Annotated in this window: 15 protein-coding genes and 1 riboswitch; of the genes, 10 read left to right on the top strand and 5 right to left on the bottom strand. The window is 66.1% G+C overall.

All coding sequences use genetic code 11. The features are described 5' to 3' along the window. The first annotated feature begins 376 nt into the window (after positions 1-376). From EDE12_RS09395 to EDE12_RS09385, 3 genes are all read left to right on the top strand, one after another. Positions 377-1,816 (top strand): aspartate aminotransferase family protein, encoded by a 1,440-nt coding sequence (locus EDE12_RS09395; RefSeq protein ID WP_024879926.1) that lies wholly within the window; start codon positions 377-379, stop codon positions 1,814-1,816. Between the two features lie 131 nt (positions 1,817-1,947). Continuing rightward, a complete protein-coding gene (locus tag EDE12_RS09390; RefSeq protein ID WP_134188064.1) occupies positions 1,948-2,688 on the top strand; it encodes a hypothetical protein in 741 nt (246 codons plus the stop codon). A 90-nt stretch (positions 2,689-2,778) separates the two neighbouring features. After that, positions 2,779-3,681 carry a metallophosphoesterase gene (locus tag EDE12_RS09385; protein ID WP_026598636.1) on the top strand — a complete coding sequence of 301 codons (903 nt, stop codon included), beginning with the start codon at positions 2,779-2,781 and terminating at the stop codon, positions 3,679-3,681. 16 nt (positions 3,682-3,697) lie between these two features. On the opposite strand, the gene gltB is transcribed toward EDE12_RS09385, so the two are convergent. Further along, entirely contained in the window at positions 3,698-8,359 is a 4,662-nt protein-coding gene (gene gltB / locus EDE12_RS09380) for a glutamate synthase large subunit (RefSeq protein WP_026598635.1), read from the bottom strand. 324 nt (positions 8,360-8,683) lie between these two features. Here gltB and EDE12_RS21845 point away from each other — a divergent pair, with 324 nt between their 5' ends. Beyond that, entirely contained in the window at positions 8,684-9,661 is a 978-nt protein-coding gene (locus tag EDE12_RS21845; protein ID WP_157198937.1) for a hypothetical protein, read from the top strand. 67 nt (positions 9,662-9,728) lie between these two features. Here the strand turns inward: EDE12_RS21845 and EDE12_RS09370 are convergent, their stop codons facing one another. Beyond that, positions 9,729-10,196: an Hsp20 family protein gene (locus tag EDE12_RS09370; RefSeq protein WP_024879921.1), complete on the bottom strand. Its 468-nt coding sequence runs from the start codon at positions 10,194-10,196 to the stop codon at positions 9,729-9,731. A 234-nt stretch (positions 10,197-10,430) separates the two neighbouring features. Here EDE12_RS09370 and EDE12_RS09365 point away from each other — a divergent pair, with 234 nt between their 5' ends. The 5 genes from EDE12_RS09365 (at position 10,431) to EDE12_RS09345 (ending at position 16,162) form a co-directional block, all read left to right on the top strand. Beyond that, complete coding sequence (locus EDE12_RS09365; protein WP_024879920.1) at positions 10,431-10,826, top strand: hypothetical protein; 396 nt, start codon at positions 10,431-10,433, stop codon at positions 10,824-10,826. A gap of 96 nt (positions 10,827-10,922) precedes the next feature. Continuing rightward, positions 10,923-11,423, top strand: coding sequence for an RNA polymerase sigma factor (locus EDE12_RS09360; RefSeq protein WP_024879919.1), 501 nt, complete (start codon positions 10,923-10,925; stop codon positions 11,421-11,423). Positions 11,424-11,495: 72 nt separating this feature from the next. Beyond that, positions 11,496-12,431, top strand: coding sequence for a FecR domain-containing protein (locus EDE12_RS09355; protein WP_026598633.1), 936 nt, complete (start codon positions 11,496-11,498; stop codon positions 12,429-12,431). Positions 12,432-12,590: 159 nt separating this feature from the next. Further along, positions 12,591-15,101, top strand: a complete 2,511-nt coding sequence (locus EDE12_RS09350; RefSeq protein WP_245275758.1) for a TonB-dependent receptor — start codon at positions 12,591-12,593, stop codon at positions 15,099-15,101. Between the two features lie 95 nt (positions 15,102-15,196). Beyond that, positions 15,197-16,162 carry an alpha/beta hydrolase gene (locus tag EDE12_RS09345; RefSeq protein WP_026598631.1) on the top strand — a complete coding sequence of 322 codons (966 nt, stop codon included), beginning with the start codon at positions 15,197-15,199 and terminating at the stop codon, positions 16,160-16,162. Between the two features lie 12 nt (positions 16,163-16,174). Here the strand turns inward: EDE12_RS09345 and EDE12_RS09340 are convergent, their stop codons facing one another. Next, on the bottom strand, positions 16,175-16,624 hold the full coding sequence (locus EDE12_RS09340; RefSeq protein WP_024879915.1) for a hypothetical protein: 450 nt from the start codon (positions 16,622-16,624) through the stop codon (positions 16,175-16,177). Between the two features lie 133 nt (positions 16,625-16,757). Then, entirely contained in the window at positions 16,758-17,204 is a 447-nt protein-coding gene (locus tag EDE12_RS09335; RefSeq protein ID WP_026598630.1) for a hypothetical protein, read from the bottom strand. Between the two features lie 61 nt (positions 17,205-17,265). Further along, positions 17,266-17,328, bottom strand: a riboswitch (Fluoride riboswitch). 146 nt (positions 17,329-17,474) lie between these two features. Here EDE12_RS09335 and chrA point away from each other — a divergent pair. Continuing rightward, complete coding sequence (chrA, locus tag EDE12_RS09330; protein ID WP_051592464.1) at positions 17,475-18,716, top strand: chromate efflux transporter; 1,242 nt, start codon at positions 17,475-17,477, stop codon at positions 18,714-18,716. Here chrA and EDE12_RS09325 read toward each other — a convergent pair. Continuing rightward, on the bottom strand, positions 18,709-19,353 hold the full coding sequence (locus EDE12_RS09325) for a hypothetical protein (protein ID WP_245511931.1): 645 nt from the start codon (positions 19,351-19,353) through the stop codon (positions 18,709-18,711). The genes chrA and EDE12_RS09325 overlap by 8 nt on opposite strands. Positions 19,354-19,522: the final 169 nt, after the last annotated feature.

Below are 19,522 nucleotides of genomic sequence, written 5' to 3'. Positions count from 1 at the left end.
CTGTGGATACAAAGCCCGAAAATGCTTGGCGTTCCGCGACCTCGGCGCAGGTTACGCGAAATACCGTACGAGCGTCGCCAATGCGCGATCACGGCTCTTTGGGGCTCCTCGCGCGCATGTTTCGGCTTCGATCTTCGCCATCAAAGCGGCGTGATTGGGCGCCAGAGCGGCTTTCGGTCGCATTTGCGAGCGGCTCGGCCCCTCAGGGCGCGCGCGGCGCTGGACAGAGCGGCGCGAAACAATATGCTCGTCCATATGTTGCGGCCGTCGCGAAGCCGCGACATAGTGCGTCGCCGCCCGATGGTGGCGCAGCCGACGAGCCGCAATTCCCGCGAGAAGATCGCACGCAGCCCTTGAAAGCACGGACTTCGAACGAATGAGCTTCATCACACCGCGAGACGATCGTGAATTGGCGCAACGTGACGGCGCCCCGAATTTCGATCTCGCCTCTCTCTATGCCGAGCGGGAGAACGAGCGTTTCGCATTGCACTCGCAGCATCTCAACGAGATGTGGGTGCGCGTGCTGAAGACCATAGGCTATGACGTCGGATTCGTGCGCGGCGTCGGCCAATATCTCTACGACCGCAAGGGCGCGCGCTATCTCGACCTGCTGAGCGGCTGGGGCGTGTTCGCGATCGGCCGCAATCATCCCGCGCTGCGTGAGGCGTTGATGAGCGTGCTCGGCGCCGAGCTTCCCAATCTCGTGCAGCTCGACGTGTCGGTCCCCGCCGCGCTGCTCGCCGAACGGCTGCTCGGCTTCGCGCCTTATATGGAGAAAGTTTTTTTCGCCAATTCCGGCACGGAGGCGGTCGAGGCGGCGATCAAGTTTTCGCGCGCGGCGACGGGCCGTGCGGGGGTTCTCCATTGCGCGCATTCCTTCCACGGCCTCACTTATGGCGCGTTGTCGCTCAATGGCGACGAGATTTTCAAGAAGGGCTTCGGCCCGCTGCTCCCCGATACGCGTGAGATTCCCTTCGACGATCTCGCCGCGCTCGAGGAGGCGCTGCGCCATCGCGACGTCGCGGCCTTCTTCGTCGAGCCCATTCAGGGCAAGGGCGTGAACATGCCTGCGCAGGATTATCTCGCGCAGGCTGCGGCGCTCTGCCGCAAATACGGAACCTTGCTCGTCGCCGACGAGATTCAGACCGGCCTCGGCCGCACGGGAAAATTTTTCGCCGTGGAGCATTATGGCGTCGAGCCCGATCTCCTGCTCGTCGCCAAGGCGCTGTCGGGCGGCCATGTGCCGGTCGGCGCGGTGCTGACGCGCAAATGGATCTTCGACAAAATGTTCGACCGCATGGATCGCGCGGTCGTGCATGGCTCCACCTTCGGCAAGAACGATCTCGCAATGGCCGCCGGCCTCGCGACTCTCGAGGTCATGGCGAGCGAGAAGCTCGTCGAGAATTCCGCCGCCAAGGGCGAGCGTCTGCTCGCAGCCTTCCGCGTCATGGCCGAGCGCTACGAGCTCGTCGCCGATGTGCGCGGCAAAGGCTTGATGATCGGAATCGAGTTCGGCGAGCCGCGCTCGCTGAAGCTGAAAGCCGCATGGAACCTGCTGGAGACCGTCAACTCCGGCCTGTTCTGCCAGCTCATCAGCATACCTTTGTTCGAGCAGCACAAGGTGCTGACGCAGGTCGCCGGCCATGGCAATCACACGATCAAGCTGCTGCCGCCGCTCACCATCGATGATTTCGATTGCGATTGGATCGAGCGCTCCTTCGACAAGGTCATCGCCGACGCGCATCACGCTCCGGGGGCGGTGTGGTCGCTCGGCAAGACGCTCGCGAGCCATGCGCTGAAAGCCAAGCTCGGCTGACACGCCAAGGTTAATGAATTGGGAACGCGCCTTGCTCCGATGAGGCGCGCGACGGGAAGCCGCGCCGATTTGAGACGTCGGCGCATATTTCCATCCTGTCGCGCTCCGCTTCGAGACGAAAGGCGTCGATTATGCGTATCAGTGCGACGATTCTGTCTGCGGCCATGCTGGCCGCGCTCGCGGGCGTTCCCGCGTCCTCCTACGCCGGCGCGCGCGGACCGGTCGTCATTCGCGGGCTCGGCCCCAATGATTTCGCGCCGCGGGCGACCGCGAATTTTCAGCCGTTCCATCCCGCCGCTCGTCCGGCGCGCCACTGGCGCGAGGAGGAGCCGAGCTACGCACGCGCCGCCGTCGCGCCCCGTCGCTATCGCGTCGCGGCGGAAGAAGCGACGTCATGGCGGCAGCCGATCCGTTATCGCGCCAGCGAAACAGCTCCCGTCCCCTATGCGGAGCCGGCCGATTATTCGCACGAGGATTACGCCCGCGCGGCCGTCGCGCCGCCGCGCTATCGTGTTCCAACGGAAGATGTGACGCAAGGGCGGCAGCCCATTCGCCATCGCGCCAGCGAAGCAGCTTCCATCCCTTATGCCGAGCCGGCCTATTATCCGCATGAGGGTTACGCAGGCGCGGCAATTGCGCCGCAGCGCTATCGCGTGGCCACGGAAGAGGCGGCGCAATGGCGGCGGCCAATTCGCTATCGCAGTGAAACTGCTGCCGCTCCCTATGTTGGGCAGGCCTATTATTCACACGCCGGCAATCCCTATGATCGCGCCTATCGGCCCGGCGCCTATACCGCGGTCGATCCTATTCCGCAGCGCTCGGCGCCCGTCTATGGCTATTTTCTCGACGAAGGCCCCTTCCCTACGCGATGAACCGATCGGCGCCAGAGCAGCGCGACTCGAAACCGACGCATTCGTCGGCTTGAATGTCGTGCAACTGCTCGTGAGGGAAACGCCATGCTCATGCTGACTCGGCGCGCCTTTCTCAGAGGCGCGATAGCGGGGGCGGCTTCCGCTTTCGCGGGAGCGGCCTACGCCTTCGGCTATGAGCCGCTGATGGAGCCGCGCGTCGCCCGCTATCACATTGCGCCGCGCGTCTGGCCGAAGGGTTTCGCGCTCGAGATCGCGGCGCTCTCCGATCTACATGCCTGCGACCCGTGGATGTCGCTCGAGCGCATAGACGCGATCGTCGATTGCATGAATGCGCTGCGGCCAGACGTCATCGTGCTGCTCGGCGACTATGTCGCCGGATTGCATCGTTTCGCGACGCCGATTCCGGCGCCGCAATGGGCGCGCGCTCTGTCCCGTCTGTCGGCCCCGCTCGGCGTCCATGCGATCCTCGGCAATCACGACATGTGGGACGACGAGACCGCGCAGCATCGCGGCCGCCACGAGACGATCGCGCGAGCGGCGCTCGAGGCCAATGGCATTCCGGTCTATGAGAATGCGGCCGTGCGTCTGACCGGCGGCGCGCGCCCCTTCTGGCTCGCAGGTCTGGCCGACCAATTCGCGATACCGACCGGTCGGCGCCGATGGAATGGGCTGGACGATCTGCCGGGGACGCTCGCCGAGGTCACGACCGACGATCCGGTGATCCTATTGGCGCATGAGCCCGACATTTTTCCGCGCGTGCCCGAGCGCGTCGCGCTGACGCTCTGCGGACATACGCATGGCGGCCAGGTGCGCCTCTTCGGCTGGGCGCCGATCGTGCCGTCCTTCTATGGCAATCGCTACGTCCACGGACATATCGTGGAGGACGACAAGCATCTCGTCGTCTCCGGCGGATTGGGATGCACGGCGCTTCCGGTGCGCTTCGGCGCGCCGCCGGAAGTCCTTCACATTCGAGTCGAAGCGCCGGCGGCGTGACGCGCCGGCGGCCGCCTCACTCGCCGGCCGCCTTCAGCTTCTCGCCGCTCTGGCTGCGCGCCAGAAGCTCGGTGAGCGCGCGGCGATATTCGACCGGCATCACCTTGCGGAACTTCGGCTTATAGCTCTCCCAATCGTCGAGGATCGCGCGCGCGCGCGTCGAGCCCGTGTAGCGCAGATGATTGGAGATGAGATGCTTCAGACGCTCGGCGTCGAAGCGCGTCATATCGGTCATCACATCGACGCGGCCATGCTGCTCTAGGTCGCCGCTCTGATGATAGGCCTGCGTCATCGCGGTCTCCTCGTCGCGCACCGGCTCGAGATCGACCATCGACAGATTGCAGCGCTCGGCGAAGCCGCCGTCCTCATCCAGCACATAGGCCACGCCGCCCGACATGCCGGCCGCGAAATTGCGGCCCGTCGGGCCGAGCACGACGACGACGCCGCCGGTCATATATTCGCAGCCATGGTCGCCGACGCCCTCGACGACCGCATAGGCGCCGGAGTTGCGCACGGCGAAACGCTCGCCCGCGACGCCGCGCAGATAGGCCTCGCCGCCCACGGCGCCATAGAGCACGGTATTGCCGACGATGATCGACTTCTCCGGCACGATCTGCTTGGCCTCGCGCGAAGGATAGACGATGACCTTGCCGCCCGAGAGTCCCTTGCCGACATAGTCGTTCGCCTCGCCCTCGAGACGCAGCGTCACGCCGCGCGCGAGAAAGGCGCCGAAGCTCTGCCCCGCCGTGCCGGCGGCGCGAATGTCGATCGTGTCCTCCGGCAGGCCGGTGAGGCCATAGACGCGTGCGACCTCACCCGACAGCATGGCGCCGGTCGAGCGATCGACATTGCGGATCGCCGTCTCGATGGACGTCTTCGCGCCGCGGTCGATCGAGGCGCGCGCCGCCTCGATGAGCTTGTTGTCGAGAACCTTGTCGAGCCCGTGATCCTGCGTGAGGCTGTGACGGATCGCGGCGCCCTCGCCCGCCGGCTTGTGGAATAGCTTGGAGAAATCGAGGCCCTTCGCCTTCCAATGGGCGAGCGCCTTCTCCTTGTCGAGCATCTGCATCTGGCCGATCAGCTCGTCGAAGCGGCGATAGCCCATTTGCGCCATCAGCTCGCGAACCTCTTCGGCGACGAAGAAGAAGAAATTGATGACATGCTCGGGCTGGCCGACGAAGCGCTTGCGCAGCACAGGGTCCTGCGTCGCGACGCCCACGGGGCAAGTGTTGAGATGGCATTTGCGCATCATCACGCAGCCTGCCGCGATCAGCGGCGCGGTCGCGAAGCCGAACTCGTCCGCGCCGAGCAGCGCGCCGACGATGACGTCGCGGCCCGTGCGCAGGCCGCCGTCGACCTGCACGGCGATGCGCGCGCGCAGATTGTTCAGCACCAAGGTCTGATGCGTCTCGGCGAGGCCGATCTCCCACGGGCTACCCGCGTGCTTGATGGAGGTGAGCGGCGAGGCGCCCGTGCCGCCGTCATAGCCGGAGATGGTCACATGATCGGCGCGGCCCTTGGAGACGCCGGCGGCGACCGTGCCGACGCCCACCTCGGAGACGAGCTTCACCGACACATCGGCGCGGGGATTCACATTCTTCAAATCGAAGATCAGCTGCGCCAAATCCTCGATCGAATAAATATCATGATGCGGCGGCGGCGAGATGAGGCCGACGCCCGGCGTCGAATGGCGCACTTTGGCGATCACCGCATCGACCTTGTCGCCCGGCAATTGTCCGCCTTCGCCGGGCTTCGCGCCCTGCGCCATCTTGATCTGGATCATGTCGGAGTTGACGAGATATTCCGCCGTCACGCCGAAACGCCCAGAGGCCACCTGCTTGATCGCCGAGCGCGCGCTGTCGCCATTGGGCAGCGGCTTGAAGCGCTCCGGCTCCTCGCCGCCCTCGCCCGTGTTGGACTTGCCGCCGATGCGGTTCATCGCAATGGCGAGAGTCGTATGCGCCTCGCGCGAGATGGAGCCGAAGGACATGGCGCCGGTGGAGAAGCGCTTGACGATCTCGATCGCCGGCTCGACCTCGTCGAGCGGCACGGGAGCGCGACCATCCTCCTCCGCCGTCTTGACGCGGAACAGGCCGCGCAGATTGAGCAGCTTGTCGTCCTGCTCGTTCAAATGCTGCGCGAAGGCGCGATATTTGTCCTGCGCATTGGCGCGCACGGCGTGCTGCAGCAGCGACACCGTATGCGGCGTCCAGCTATGCGCCTCACCGCGAATGCGGAAAGCGTAATCGCCGCCGACGTCCAGCGCGTCGCGATAGATGGCCACATCGCCGAAAGCGTCCTTGTGACGGCGCACCGTCTCGGCCGCGATCTCGTCGAGGCCGACGCCCTCGACGCGCGTTGTCGTGCCGCGGAAGAATTCGTCGATGAAGCTCTGCGCGAGGCCGACGGCGTCGAAAATCTGCCCGCCGCAATAGGACTGATAGGTCGAGATGCCCATTTTGGACATGACCTTCAGCAGGCCCTTGTCGACCGCCTTGATGAAACGCTTGATCGCCGTCTGCCCATCGACGTCGGAGGGGAATTCCTCGGTCGAAGCCTCGAGCGTCTCGAAGGCGAGATAGGGGTTGATCGCCTCCGCGCCATAGCCCGCGAGCAGCGCGAAATGATGCACCTCGCGCGCTTCGCCCGTCTCGACGACGAGGCCGACCGAGGTGCGCAGGCCGCGACGAATGAGATGATGATGCACGGCCGCCGTGGCCAGCAGCGCCGGAATCGGAATGCGATCCGGCCCCACCATGCGGTCGGAGAGGATGATGATGTTATAGCCTCCGTTCACCGCCTTCTCGGCGCGCTCGCCGAGCCGGTTCAGCGCCTCGCGCAGGCCGGCGGCGCCGGTCGCGGCGTCATAGGTGATGTCCAGCGTCTTGGTGTCGAAGCTGTCTTCGATATGGCCGATACAGCGGATCTTCTCGAGGTCCTCATTGGTGAGGATGGGCTGACGCACCTCGAGCCGCTTGCGCTTCGCCGAACCCTCGTGATCGAGAATATTCGGGCGCGGGCCGATGAAGGAGACGAGGCTCATCACCAATTCCTCGCGGATCGGATCGATCGGCGGATTGGTGACCTGCGCGAAGTTCTGCTTGAAATAGGTGTAGATCAGCTTGGGCTTGTCGGAGAGCGCCGAGATCGGCGTATCCGTGCCCATGGAGCCGACCGCCTCCTGGCCGGTGACGGCCATGGGGAAGAGCAGCAGATCGAGCTCCTCCTGCGAATAGCCGAAGGCCTGCTGACGATTGAGCAATGACACATCGGCGCGTGAGGCGCGCGGCTCGACGGGCTTCAGATCCTCGAGCACGATCTGCGTGCGCTCGAGCCATTGCTTATAGGGATGCGAGGAGGCGAGCTCCTTCTTGATCTCGTCGTCGGAGACGATGCGTCCCTGCTCGAGATCGACGAGCAGCATCTTGCCCGGCTGCAGGCGCCACTTCTGCACGATCTTGTCTTGGGGGATCGGCAGCACGCCCATCTCCGACGCCATGACGACGAGTCCGTCCTCGGTCACGAGATAGCGCGCCGGACGCAGGCCGTTGCGGTCCAGCGTCGCGCCGATCTGGCGGCCGTCCGTGAAGGCCATGGCGGCGGGACCGTCCCAGGGCTCCATCAGCGCGGCGTGATATTCATAAAAGGCCTTACGGTCGCCATCCATCAGCGGATTGCCGGACCAAGCCTCGGGGATCAGCATCATCACCGCATGAGCGAGCGAATAGCCGCCCTGCACGAGAAACTCGAGCGCATTGTCGAAACAGGCGGTGTCCGACTGGCCCTCATAGGAGATCGGCCACAGCTTCTCTATGTCGTTGCCGAATAGCGGCGAGGCGACGGAAGCCTGCCGCGCGGCCATCCAGTTGAGATTGCCGCGCAGCGTGTTGATCTCGCCATTATGCGCGACGAAGCGGTAAGGGTGCGCGAGGCGCCAGGACGGGAAAGTGTTCGTCGCGAAGCGCTGATGCACGAGCGCGATGGCGCTGATGAAGCGCGGGTCTTTCAGATCGAGGAAATATTCGCCGAGCTGCGAGACCAGCACCATGCCCTTGTAGACGATGGTCTGCGAGGACACTGAAACCGAATAATGCTCGCGAGCCGCCGGCCCACGCGCGTAAATCTCGTTGGAGGCGGTCTTGCGCGCGAGATAGAGGCGGCGCTCGAAATCGACATCGTCGGTCACTAAGGGGCCGCGGCCGATGAAGACCTGCCCATGCACCGGCTCGACCGCCTTCACCGCCTCGCCGAGATCGCTCGAATCGACCGGCGTGTCGCGCCAGCCGAGCACGACGAGGTCCTGGCTCGCGGCGGCGGCTTCGATGAATTCCTTCGCCTTGGCGCGCTCCGCCTCGTCGCGCGAGAGGAAGAATTGGCCGATGGCGTAATGGCCGGGCTCCGGCAGGGCGAAGCCGAGCTTGGCGCATTCTTCCGCGAAGAACTGGTGCGGGATCTGCACGAGAATGCCGCAGCCGTCGCCGAGCTTGGGGTCCGCGCCCACGGCGCCGCGATGATCGAGATTGAGCAGGATCTGCAGACCCATCTCGACGATCTCGTGGCTCTTGGCGTTGTGCAGATTGGCGACGAAGCCGACGCCGCAGGAATCATGCTCTTTGGACGGATCGTAGAGGCCCTGAGCCTGCGGCAGGAGGGGGTCTCTGGCGTCGATCGCGGTCATGGCGGCGTCTCCCGGGCGAGTCCGGAGGCGGCTCGGCCCGATCGCCGCGCCCGCGTCCCCGTCCTCTGTCGTCGAAATCATAGCTTCGCTCGCAGGGTCGCGCGAGCGTCATTGGCGCAGAATGGTCAGCATGGCTGACATATCGGCGGGAAATATTGTTGCCAGATTTGCGTCCCTCGCACAAGCAATCTGCCGCTACAAAACCGAATTCCTGGCGCATTCCACCGCCGGCGCGCGCCGGCTGCGTCCAAAGCTCGCCGCAATGGTCGCCCAAGCTCGGCAATCGAGACGGGGCCAGACGACCAGATGGATGTGGAGCGGTTCATGACGCTATCGAGACTGCGGCCGAAGCTCTTGCTCGCGATCGCGAGCCTCGCGCCGATGGCGGCGCCGACGCCGGCCGCGGCGGATTTCTTCTTTCGCCCCTTCGGCTACGCCTTTCACCAGCCGATTCCGGAGCCCGCGCCCAACGCTACGCCGCAAGCGATCGCCGGGATTTTGAGCGAGGAGGGATTTCGCCTCGTCGGCGGGCTCGGCCGACGCGGCGATCAGGTGGTGGCGACAGGCGTGGACCGCCGCAGCCATTATCGGCGCTTTCTGATCGACCCCTATGAGGGCGAGATTTTGCGCTCCTGGCGCATTGGGCCGGAGGGCGGGCCGGGCTTCGTCGAAGCGCCGCCCGCCGCCTATCGTGGCGGGCCTGGGCCGGAGTCCTATGACGGGCCTCGAGCCAGCGCCGCGGAAGATCCTCTGGTCGTGCCCGGCCTCGGCGGCGAGCCGCGTCGCCCCGCGCCGCAATCGGCCGCTCCCGCTCGTCGCGCGGAGACGCCGGCGCGCGCCCATGCCGCCATCAGGCAGGAGAACGCCGAGACGCAGCGCCCGCCCCATTCGCCGCCCTCCGAGGCGACCAAGCCGCCGGCGCGCGCCGCCGCTCCGCAAGACAGGCCGACGGCTCCCAAGCCCGCCGCCGCGAAGCCGGCCGAGCGCAAGGCGCCGGCGCAACAGCACTCTGGTCCGACCCCGCCGCAAGGCGCGGCCTCGGCGCCCGCGTCCGCTCCTTCTCCTTCTCCTGCCGCCGCCCCTGCCCAGCCGATCCAAGCCGCTCCCGAGCCGCCGCATGCGGCCGCTCCGGAACCCGCCGCCGTCGGCCATCAGCAGGCGGCGCCGGCGCCACAGACCATCGTTCCAGCGACGCCCGCCACGCCGACGCCCGCCGCTGCGGCTCCCGCCAATCCGGTCTCGGCGGAGCAATCCAAGGCGCCGCCCGCGGGCGAGCCGCCCAAGCCGACGCCCGGCGGCTGAGCGAAAAAAGAGGCGTCCCTCGCGGGACGCCTCGATTTTTTTTGCCGAGGAGGGATGCGGCCTGAGATCAGGCGGCTTTGGCGTCGATCGTCTGCGCCGGAACGCCGCCGCCGATCTCGATGCGGCGCGGCTTCTGCGCCTCGGGAATCTGGCGGACCAGATCGACATGCAGCAAGCCATTGGCGAGGGTCGCCCCAGTCACGACGACATGATCGGCGAGCTGGAAGCGGCGCTCGAAGGCGCGCGCGGCGATGCCTTGATGCAGCATCTCGCGCTTGACGCCGCCGGTCTCGGGCTGCGGGTCTTTCGCGCCCTTGATGGTCAGCGTGTTCTCGCGCGTCTCGATGGAGAAATCCTCACGCGCAAAGCCGGCCACGGCCAAGGTCACGCGATAGTCGTTCTCGCCGGTGCGCTCGATATTATAAGGCGGATAGGTCGGAGCCGCCTCCGCGCCCGGACCCTGGTCGAGCAGGGAGAAGAGACGATCGAAGCCGACGGTCGAGCGATAGAGGGGGGAAAGATCGAAGGGACGCATGTCATTGTCCTCCTAGAAGCGACAGTGGAAGCGCGATCGGGATGTTCGTCCCCGCTCGCGCCGGGGATGAAAGCGCGTCCGCTACGGCCCGCGCTGAATTCCATGTGGGAGCGCTTTTTGCGACCTGCAAGAGGCGCCGGCGCGGGTGTCGCAATTTTGTGACAGGCCCCGACTTTTCGCCGCGAGCGCGACGATCGCATTGACCGCGGAAATTTCCGGGCGCTAGTTTCGCGCATGGCGAAGCTGAGGTCACGGCGCTGGTCGGACGTCTCCACGGCGAGGCGCGCGCTCGTCTCGGCGCTGGCGCTTTGCCTTTTCGCGCTGCAGGCCCTCGTCGCCGCCTCGCTGGTCCGAGCGCATGATGCGCCTTTGGCGGGCGGCGTCTCGGCCTCCGCCTATTGCGAGCCGCACAGAGACGGCGCGCCGCCGGCGGAGCGCGATCATGCGCCCTGCTGCATTCTCTGCGTCGCCAGCCGCGATCTGCCGAGCCTCGCCGAGCCACCGTCCGCGGAGCCGACCCTCGCGCCGGTCGCTTTCGCCTTCGTCGCCTATGCCTCGACAGCGCCGCCGCAGCGCGGACCCGCCGGCTGGGCCAGCTCCTGGTCGTCCCGCGCCCCTCCCCTCGCCTGATCGCGCGGCGCGCCGCGATCGCGGCCGCCGTTTCGATACGCCGATCGACGCACCGGACGCCCCCGCGCCCGGGCGACGCTGCGACGGATGGCGCCGATGCCCAACACGAGATTTTCGATTTTGCGCGAGCTCTTCGCGCGCACGCAACGCGATCTGACGCGCCTGCTGACGCGGCGGGTCGGTCCCGATCACGCGCCGGACATCGTGCAGGAGGCGTTTCTGCGCGTCATGCATCGCGACATGACCGAAGAAATATCCGATCCGCCGGCCTATCTGCGCCGCACCGCCGTCAATCTGGCGATGGATTTTTCGCGCCGGCGCAAGCTCGAGAGCAAGCTCTTCGTCGCCGATCCGGAGAGCTGTGACGCGCCCTCGGACGAGCCCTCCGCCGACGAGACTCTGGAAGCGGACCGCCGCGCGCGGATTCTTACCGCGGCGATCGAGACGCTGCCGCCCAAATGCCGCGAGGTCTTCGTCCTGCGCATGCATCACGACGTCCCGCAGGACGAGATCGCGCGGCGTCTCGGCATTTCCCGCAATATGGTGGACCGGCATTTGCGCATCGCCATAAAGCGCTGCCGAAGCGCGGTGCAGTAGAAAAATTCCCGGCGAGGCATCCGCGATTCCGGCCGTCGTTCGTCTGTATGTGTGAGGAGCGAGTTTCGATCTATGGCCGCCCACAAACATCCCGCGCCGCAGGAGAGCGCCTCGCAGGACTCCGCCGTCGCCTGGTGGGTGCGGCGCGACGCCGGCGACATGTCGAGCGCCGAGATCGCCGCCTTCGAGGCCTGGATCGCCGATCCGGCCAACGCCGCGGCCTTCGCCTATATTTGCGCGCTCTGCGGCGAGGTGAAGGCTTTGAAGCCGCGCCGCGTCGACGCCCTCGCGGCTCGGCGGCGGCGACGCATGGCCTACGCCGCCGCGCTGGCCGCCACTCTGGCGGCCGTGGCGAGCTTCGATTCGCTGCGCCTGCTCTGGAGCGCCGATTTCCGCACCGCCGCCGGCGAGACGCGCATGGTCACGCTCTCGGACGGCTCCAAGATCCAGCTCGGCGGAAGATCGGCCATCGCCGTGCATTACGCCGCCGGCGAGCGCGCGCTCACTTTGCTCGAAGGCGAGGCGTTTTTCGATGTCGCGCCGGACGTCGCGCGGCCCTTCGTCGTCACGGCGGCGGGCGGATCGGTAACGGCGCTCGGCACCTCTTTCGATATCGCGCTCGAGAATGACGGCGCCCGCGTGACGGTCGCCGAGCATAAGGTCGCCGTCGCGAGCCATGGCGAGAAGACGATCGTCGAGGAAGGACGTCAATGCGACTTCGGCCCGGCGACGCCGACCAGCGCGCCCGTCCCCGTCGCCGTGCCGGACGCCACCGCCTGGCGACGCGGCAAGCTCATCTTCGTCGATCGTCCGCTCGGCGAAGTCGTCGATATTCTCTCACGCTATCACCGCGGCTACATCATCGTGGCGAGCGACTCCACGCGCCGGCTGCGCGTCACCGGCGTGTTCGACGCCGCCGATCCGATCGGCGCCTTGCGCGCGATCGAGGCTTCGCTCGCACTCGATGCGATTCACATCGGCGATTATCTCGTGGCGTTACGCGGATGAGACAGAACGCCGCATCATGCGCCTGCATTTTTTCGTCGCACGGACGTGCGTGTTCGCGCGCTCCATTCGTCAGAGTTCATAGAGGGACGTTTTCGTTCCCGATAAGAACTCGGAGAAGGGCGGATGCAGCGGCGATTTTTTCGTCTCGAGAATAGAAACATGGGCGCGACGGCGATAGCGACGGCACTGAGCGCTCTCGTCTTCGGACAAGAGCCGGCCATCGCGCATGTCGCAATGCCGGAGGCGGAACTCGCCGCCGCAGTGCGCAGCTATGAGATTCCGGCCGGCTCCGTCGCCGCCGCGCTCAATCGCCTCGCCGACGCCACCGGCGCGCAGCTCGTCTATAAATCGCGGCTGACGCGCGATCTCACGACACGCGGACTCTCCGGCGCCTTCACGCTGGAAGACGCGCTCGATCGTCTGCTCGCCGGCACGGGCATAGGCTATCGCCTCACGCGCGACGGACGCAGCGTCGCCATCGTGCTCGCGCAGAACGAGACCACGCGCAATGACGCCAGCGCGGTTGCGTTGCCGCCGATCGACGTGGCAGGGGAGCGCGAGCGTGCGCTGCGCGCCGCGGCGCGTCGCGCCGACGGCCCCTTCACGCCGATCGGCGCAACAGAGATCAGCGGCGAAGCGCTCGATGCGCAGCGCGCCAACGCCAGCGACACGGCGCAGCTGCTCTATTCGGCGCCGGGCGTCGATCTCTATGAGGCGGGCGGCGTGTCGCGCCTGCCGACGCTGCGCGGCCTCGCCGACGATCGCATCAAGATTCTGCTCGGCGGAGTCGAGATCACCTCGGCCTGCGCCAATCATATGAATCCGCCGCTCTCCTATATCGATCCGAACAATGTCGGAAAGATCGAGGTGCTCTCCGGCGTGACGCCGGTGAGCAAGGGCGGCGATTCGATCGCGGGCACGATATCGGTGGAGCCCAAGCCGCCGATCTTCGCCAATCCGCGCGTCGCTTCCACGCCCGGCCTCGTTCCGTCCATCGCGCCCGGCGTTCTCGCCTCGGGATCGATCTCGGGCTTCTTCCGCAGCTCCAACAGCAGCTTCGGCGTCTCGGGAACGGCGAATGTCGCCACAGAGCATTTCAGCCTGCTCTATAATGGCGGCTACACGCGCGGCTCCGATTATCACGCGGGCGACAATGGACCGAAGGTTCTCTCCACCGGCTTCATCTCCGAAAATCATTCGGCGACGCTCGCCTATCAGAACGACGGACATCTCTTCACGCTGAAGGGCGGCTATCAGAACATTCCCTATCAGGGCTTCGTCAATCAGCGCATGGATATGACCGCCAATCGCGCCTATTCCGTCGACGCCGGCTATAAGGGCGCGTTCGAATGGGGAAAGCTCGAGGCGCGCGCCTTTTGGCAGCATACCGCGCATGAGATGGGCTTTCTCTACGACAAGCAGCCCGCCAATATGCCGATGAATACGTCGGGAACGGATTACGGCTATTCGCTGAAGGCGGAAATTCCGCTCGACCCCTCCAATCTTCTGCGCGTCGGCAACGAATTCCACGGCAATCATCTGAACGATTGGTGGCCGCCGATCGTCGGCAGCATGATGATGGGTCCGGGAACCTATTGGAACATCAATGGCGGCCAGCGCGACCGCATCGGCACATTCGCGGAATGGGAGGCGAAATGGTCGCCGCAATGGACGACATCGCTCGGCGTGCGCAACGATATCGTCTGGACGAACGCCGGCGATGCGCAGGCCTATGACCCGCGCAATCCCATTCCCATGGGCATGATGGGCATGGCCAATCCGGACGCGACGGCGGCGCGCTTCTTCAACGCCCGCAGCCATGCGCGCACCGACGTCAATTTCGACATGACCGCGCTCGTGCGTTACCAGGCCGACGAGACGAGCACATATGAGCTCGGCTATTCGCGCAAGACGCGCTCGCCCAATCTCTACGAGCGCTACGCCTTCGGCGTCGGCGGCATGGCGAGCAGCATGATCGGCTGGTTCGGCGACGCCAATGGCTATGTCGGCAATCTCGATCTGAAGCCCGAGGTCGCGCATACGGTGAGCTTCACGGCCGCGTGGCGCGATCCCGTCGCCCATGATTGGGAGGTGAAGGCGACGCCCTATTTCAGCTATGTCGAAAATTTCATCGACGCGGATCGCATCGGCGGCTTCACCGACAAGAATGGGCGCTGGTTCCCCATTCTGCAGTTCCGCAATCACAAGGCGGAGCTCTATGGCTTCGATCTCTCCGGCCGCGGCAAGCTCTATGAGGCGCCCGATGTCGGCAGCTTCACGCTCTCGGGCGTCATCGGCTATGTCTATGGCGAAAATCTCGATCGCGGCGACGGGCTCTATCACATCATGCCGCTCAATGCGCGCTTCGCTCTCGAGCACAAGCTCGGAGGCTGGAGCAGCGCCGTCGAGCTGCAGCTGGTCGACAGCAAGACGCATGTGAGCACGGCGCGCAATGAATTGAAGACGCCCTCCTACGGACTCGTCAATCTGCGCACCGCCTATGAATGGGACGCGTTCCGCATCGATCTCGGCATCACCAATGTCGCCGACGTTCGCTATTATTCGCCGCTCGGCGGCTTCGATTACACGAATTACAAGAAGACGAGCGTCTTCGGCGCCGTGCCGGGACAAGGCCGCTCTTATTACGCGGGACTGACGGTGAAGTTCTGAGCTTCGCCTTTTGCGCGGTCGGGCGAGACATGCGATAGACGGGGCGAGAGGCGCAGGCAGCGCCTTTCGTTCCGGCCGCAGCAGGATCGCCCGACATGCCGCTCACCGAATCGCAGCTCATCGGTACGCCCGACAATCCCGTACCGCCCAATGCGAAGGTCTTCGCCATTCGCACGGCGGATGGACGCAGCTTGCGCGCGGCGAGCTTCGCGCCGCCGCGTGGGGCGATCGGCACAGTGGCGCTGTTTCAGGGCCGGGCCGAGTTCATCGAGAAATATTTCGAGACGATCAACGATCTGCTCGCCCGCGACCTCCATGTGGTGACGCTGGATTGGCGCGGACAGGGCGGCTCGGAGCGCGATCTTTCCGATCCGCGCAAGGGCCATGTCGATGATTTCGCGCTCTATCAGCGCGATCTCGACGCTTTCATCACCGATGTTCTGGCGCTCGAATGCCCCTCCCCCTGGCATGCGCTGGCGCATTCCATGGGCGGCGCCATATTGCTCGATCGCGTCCATTCGGCGCGCTCGCCATTCGATCGCGTCATCGTCGCCGCGCCGATGGTCGATTTCGAGGGCCTGCGCTTTCCGATCGGCGCGCGCGCCATCGCCGACACGCTCGATATGTTCGGCCTCGGCGCCATGTATGTGCCGGGCGGCGGGCCGAAATCGCTGGAGGAGCTGCCATTCGAGGGCAATCGGCTGACCTCCGATCCCGCGCGCTTCTCCCGCAACGCCGATGTGGTGCGCGCCGCGCCGCATCTCGCCATCGGCGATCCGACGGTCGGCTGGGTCAACGCCGCCTTCCGGCTGATGAAGCAGTTCGCCGCGCCCGAATACGCCCGCGCCGTGCGCTCGCCGGTGATGGCGTTTCTCTGCGGGCGCGACCGCATCGTCTCCTCGCGCGCGATCGAGCGCTTCGCTCAGAGGCTGCCGGTCGCGAGCCTCATAGAGGTTCCCGGCGCGCGCCACGAATTGCTGATGGAGCGCGACGAATTGCGCGAGCAGTTCTGGGCGGCGTTCGACGCTTTCGTCCCCGGCGAGGCGGTGAATCGCGCCTGAGCGCTCTTCCGATCACTCGAAGGCGGTCTGAAAGCGCACGATCGCCCGCGCCACCGGCCGCGTCGGCAGATAGCAGAAGGAGTTGGTGGCGATTTTCGCCTCCTTGCAGTGCTCGTGCTCGGCGTTCCACTCATAGCCGAGCCGCTCCATGCAGGCGACGATATGATCATGCAACACGCGGCTGTTCTTGTGCCGCTCCTGGGGGAGCTTGCTCTCGCTGTCGAGTTCGCAATCGGTGACGTCTATCTTCAGCCCGGCGAAATAGCGTCCGCTGCTGCTGCCGGTGACGAAGACGAACTCTGTGGCGACGATGAAGGCGAGGCCGACGGCGAAGGCGACGCGCGCCTTGAACTTGCTGTCGAAGTAGTCGATGCCGATGAAGGACAGCCCGCCGAGCGCCAGCAATCCGCCGCCGAGCATGAGCGTCAGCGGAGCCACGAAGGCGGCGATATCCTCATTCATCGGCACATCTCCCGTCTGTTCCCGACGGGGCGCCGCCTTCCCCTCAGTCTCGAGGTCAAATGGAGCATGTCCTCCAACCGGCAAGCGCCCTGCAGGGGCGAGCGGCGAGCTTAGGCTCGCCGCCGCGATCGGGCTATTCGAATCTCAGCTGAAACGCGGTGATCGCGCGCTCGAAGCCGGTGGCCGGCAGATAGCAATAGGCATTGGTGGCGACCGGCGCATCCTTGCAATTGCGATGCGCGGGAGCCCATTCATAGCCGGCCTCCTGCATGCAGCCGAGAATGTGCTTGTGGATGACATTGACGTCCACGCCGAGACGCGCCTCCGGATGCGCGGACTCGCCCTCGAGCTCGCAGGCGGAAGTCTGCACCTGCTGCGCCTTGAAGAATGAGACGCTGCTGCCGGCGAGCACCACCTCGAGCGCGGCGAGAACGATGGAGCCCGCGACGAGCGCGGCGATCGCCTGGACGCGCGACTTCAGAAATTGAATCTCGATGAAGTAGAGCCCGCCAGCGGCGATCAGCGCGCATCCGATGACGAGAGCGAAAGGGGTGACGAAAACCGAGAGATCCTGATTCATCTGCTTCCTCCTGCATTGCGAGCGCGCAAGCGCCCTTGTTCGATGATCTTCCGATCATCGGCATTGAGCAGGAGTCATCAGCCTCTTCGGCGGTTGTAGGGGGCACCCCATCCCCTGGCGCGCCGGCTATCGCCTCGCGACCTTATGTAGCTAATTCGATACATAAAGCCGGCCGGGTCGTCAATGCGCAGGCGGGCGGCGCGTGGCGGACGGCTTCCGCGATCCCGCGCGCGAGCGTATGAGCCGCCGAGAGGACAAGGCGAAACGCTCATGCGCAACGACATAGACGACATCGTCGGCTCCCGACCTCCGCGGCATCCGGCTCTCGAGGCTCTTCTCGCCTTTTTGCAGCTGGGACTGACCAGCTTCGGCGGACCGATCGCCCATATCGGCTACTTCCGGGCCGAATTCGTCGAGCGCCGCAAATGGCTGAGCGAGACGGCCTTTGCCGATTTAGTCGCGCTCTGCCAATTTCTTCCTGGACCGGCCAGCAGCCAGCTCGGCTTCATTCTCGGCATGTCGCGCGCCGGCCTGCTCGGCGGCTTCTCGGCCTGGCTCGGCTTCACCTTGCCCTCGGCCGTCGCCCTCGTCCTTTTCGCCTATTGCGTCTCACAGCTCGGCGATGTCGCGCATCTTTCCTGGCTGCACGGCCTCGCGATTGTCGCCGTGGCCGTCGTCGCACAGGCGGTCTGGGGCATGGCTCGGAGCCTCTGCCCGGATCGCGAGCGCGCCACGATCGCGCTCGCGGCAATGATCCTCACTCTGGCGCTTCCCTCGGCCGCGGGCCAGATCGGCGCCATTGTCGGCGGCGGCCTCATCGGATGGCTGCTGCTCCCACAGAGATCGGCGCCGGCGTCGGCGCCGATCTCCGCCGGCTTCATCGGTCGGCGCGCCGGCCTCGCCTCGCTCGCTCTCTTCGTCCTCGTGCTGATCGGCGCGCCGATTCTCGCCGCTACCACCGGCGCGCATTGGCTCGCCATTTTCGCGGCTTTCTTTCGTTCCGGCGCTCTGGTGTTCGGCGGCGGCCATGTGGTGCTGCCGCTGCTGCAGCAGGCGGTGACGCCGCCGGGCTGGATCGGCTCGGACGCCTTCCTCGCAGGCTACGTCGCCGCCCAGGCCGTGCCCGGCCCCCTCTTCACCTTCGCGGCGTTTCTCGGCGCGGCGATGCGCGAGCCGCCCAACGGCTGGGCGGGCGCGATCCTGTGCCTCGTCGCCATCTATCTGCCGTCCTTGCTGCTGCTGCTCGGCGTGCTGCCATTCTGGGATGCGGTGCGCGGCCGCTCGGCCATGCGTTCGGCGCTCGCCGGCGTCAATGCGGCCGTGGTCGGCATTCTCACGGGCGCGCTCTACACGCCGGTCTGGACCAGCGCGGTCTTCTCGGCTGCGGATTTCTGCCTCGCGGCGACGGCCTATCTGCTGCTGGTCTTCTGGCGGGCGCCGGCCTGGCTCGTCGTCCTCTTCGGAGCGCTCGGCGCAGTCGCGATCGACTCCTTCGGCCGATCGCTCACTTGATCTCGGCGAAGCCCAATGGCTTGGCGTCGCTCGGCGCGGAGGCCGGCTCGCCCCGTGTCGCCGCGGCGATCGTCACGCCCGATTCTGCGCCCGCCGCCGCGGCGACGGCCTCGGGCGTATCGGAGAGAAAGGCGGCGAGCTCATCGGCGCCCCGCGCCGCGACCGCGGCCAGCGCCCGATCGTCGAGCAGCGTCCAAGGATCGCCGGCGCCGGTCACGGCCACCTCGTCGGTGAGGCGGCGGGCGCGTCGTCCGTTGCGGTCGAAAATATCGAAGACATAGGCGAAGCGCGTCGCCCCTTCGGGGCTCGCATAGGCGGTGAGATAACCGCGCAGACGATAGGCGGCCGCCGGCTCTTCGGCGGCGGCTATGTCGCGGCTCTCCGTCGCGCGGGCGAAGGCTGGGCGGAAGCGCGCCAGCGCATCCTCCGGCGCGCCCTCCAGACTGATGAGCGCCACAGGCGCGCCGCGCGGGCTGACGCCGGGCCGCGGCGTCGGACGTTGCCGCTGGGCGAGCTGCTCGGGACGCGGATGGCCGATCTCGACCGCCGTATCGACGCAGCCGGCGAGCGTCAAAGCGCAGATCGCCGCGCAGAATTGCCCGTGAAAGCGGCTGGCGGAGCGTTTCAGATCGCGCATCGTCTCCAGCACCCTCCGCCTCATGGTGAAGAAAGTGCTAACAATGATCCGGGCGGCGGTCCAGCCCCCGCATTCCCCATACGCAATTCCCTGTGGGACAAGGCGCATCTCCTTTCGCGCCGCCTTTTTGCCTCACTGCCGCCACGGACCGCATCGACGATCAAGCTCA

This window comes from Methylosinus sp. sav-2 (genome assembly GCF_004366495.1).
GTDB lineage: Bacteria > Pseudomonadota > Alphaproteobacteria > Rhizobiales > Beijerinckiaceae > Methylosinus.
This window is presented reverse-complemented; position numbering and strand designations above follow the sequence as displayed.

Coding starts and splice junctions, on each gene's coding strand:
- EDE12_RS09395 (WP_024879926.1), top strand. CDS start 377: ATGAGCTTCATCACACCGCGAGACGATCGTGAATTGGCGCAACGTGAC.
- EDE12_RS09390 (WP_134188064.1), top strand. CDS start 1,948: ATGCGTATCAGTGCGACGATTCTGTCTGCGGCCATGCTGGCCGCGCTC.
- EDE12_RS09385 (WP_026598636.1), top strand. CDS start 2,779: ATGCTGACTCGGCGCGCCTTTCTCAGAGGCGCGATAGCGGGGGCGGCT.
- gltB (WP_026598635.1), bottom strand. CDS start 8,359: ATGACCGCGATCGACGCCAGAGACCCCCTCCTGCCGCAGGCTCAGGGC.
- EDE12_RS21845 (WP_157198937.1), top strand. CDS start 8,684: ATGACGCTATCGAGACTGCGGCCGAAGCTCTTGCTCGCGATCGCGAGC.
- EDE12_RS09370 (WP_024879921.1), bottom strand. CDS start 10,196: ATGCGTCCCTTCGATCTTTCCCCCCTCTATCGCTCGACCGTCGGCTTC.
- EDE12_RS09365 (WP_024879920.1), top strand. CDS start 10,431: ATGGCGAAGCTGAGGTCACGGCGCTGGTCGGACGTCTCCACGGCGAGG.
- EDE12_RS09360 (WP_024879919.1), top strand. CDS start 10,923: ATGCCCAACACGAGATTTTCGATTTTGCGCGAGCTCTTCGCGCGCACG.
- EDE12_RS09355 (WP_026598633.1), top strand. CDS start 11,496: ATGGCCGCCCACAAACATCCCGCGCCGCAGGAGAGCGCCTCGCAGGAC.
- EDE12_RS09350 (WP_245275758.1), top strand. CDS start 12,591: ATGGGCGCGACGGCGATAGCGACGGCACTGAGCGCTCTCGTCTTCGGA.
- EDE12_RS09345 (WP_026598631.1), top strand. CDS start 15,197: ATGCCGCTCACCGAATCGCAGCTCATCGGTACGCCCGACAATCCCGTA.
- EDE12_RS09340 (WP_024879915.1), bottom strand. CDS start 16,624: ATGAATGAGGATATCGCCGCCTTCGTGGCTCCGCTGACGCTCATGCTC.
- EDE12_RS09335 (WP_026598630.1), bottom strand. CDS start 17,204: ATGAATCAGGATCTCTCGGTTTTCGTCACCCCTTTCGCTCTCGTCATC.
- chrA (WP_051592464.1), top strand. CDS start 17,475: ATGCGCAACGACATAGACGACATCGTCGGCTCCCGACCTCCGCGGCAT.
- EDE12_RS09325 (WP_245511931.1), bottom strand. CDS start 19,353: ATGCGCGATCTGAAACGCTCCGCCAGCCGCTTTCACGGGCAATTCTGC.